General features: G+C 50.7%; 1 protein-coding gene. It reads left to right on the forward strand.

What is annotated here, in order from left to right:
* A partial coding sequence (locus C4N23_RS13690) for a recombinase family protein (RefSeq protein ID WP_242983813.1) occupies nucleotides 1-1,231 on the forward strand: 1,231 nt, incomplete at both ends.

The raw sequence follows: 1,231 nt of genomic DNA on the forward strand, positions 1-1,231 counted from the left end.
CAGGAGGTTATGCACATGACTGATTATAGCAAAATTACAGCCCTTTACTCCCGCCTTTCCGTGGGCGACGAGGATAGGGACGGCGGCGAGAGCAACAGCATACAGAACCAAAAAATATTTTTGGAGAACTATGCCAGAGGGCAGCATCTAACCAATATCCGGCACTATATCGACGATGACGAAAGCGGCAGGTTTTTTGACCGTTCCGCCTACTCCCGCATGATGGACGATGTGGAAAACGGGAAAATCGGTGTCTGCATTATGAAAGACCTTACCCGCTGGGGGCGCGACTATCTCCAAGTCGGCAACGCGATGGAGATATTCAGACGGAACAATGTGCGCTTTATCGCGGTCAACAACGGCATTGACAGCGAGAAACCCGACACATTGGAGTTTGCGCCCTTTATCAATATCATGTCGGAGTGGTACGCAAAGGACATCAGCAAGAAAGTGAAAACGGGCATTAAGACCAAAGGCATGAGTGGAAAGCCGATTGTCACCGAAGCCCCTTACGGCTATGTCAAAGACCCGGACAACAAGGATTTTTGGATAATCGACGAAGAAGCCGCCGAGGTTGTCCGTTTGATTTTCCGTCTGTTTATCGGCGGGAAAAACCGCAACCAAATCGCCGTATATCTGACACAGGAGCAAATCCCAACCCCCACTTTCTACATGAAAGACCGCGGGCGGGGAACCTGTAAAAATAAGACGCTCAACGAGGATAACCGCTGCAAGTGGAACAAAGCCACCTTGACCAACATCCTCACACGGCAGGAGTATTGCGGCGATGTGGTCAACTTCAAGACTACAAAGCATTTCCGGGATAAGCATAACCACTATGTAGACCGGAGCCAGTGGCACATCACAGAAAATGTGCATGAGCCGATTATCAGCCGCAGCGATTTTGAAACCGTACAGCGGATTTTGGAAAACGCACCCGTCAGACGCCCCAATGGGGACGGGGAAATCCACCCTCTGTCCGGCTTACTTTTCTGTAAGGACTGCGGCGCAAAAATGCACATTCGTATTGATTACCGGAACGGCGGCAAGCGGCACGTTGCTTTTTGCAGCGAGTACCACAAGGGGAAAGCCAAGAACCCCAAATGCCATTCCCCGCACATCATGGACGCGGACTTGCTCATGCAGACCATCGCGGAAGTGCTGAAGAAAATCGAGGACTATTCTATCAGCAACCGGGCGGAGTTTGAAGCCTTAGTGAAAAAGAACCTTG

The organism is Faecalibacterium hattorii (assembly GCF_003287455.1).
Taxonomy (GTDB): domain Bacteria; phylum Bacillota; class Clostridia; order Oscillospirales; family Ruminococcaceae; genus Faecalibacterium; species Faecalibacterium hattorii.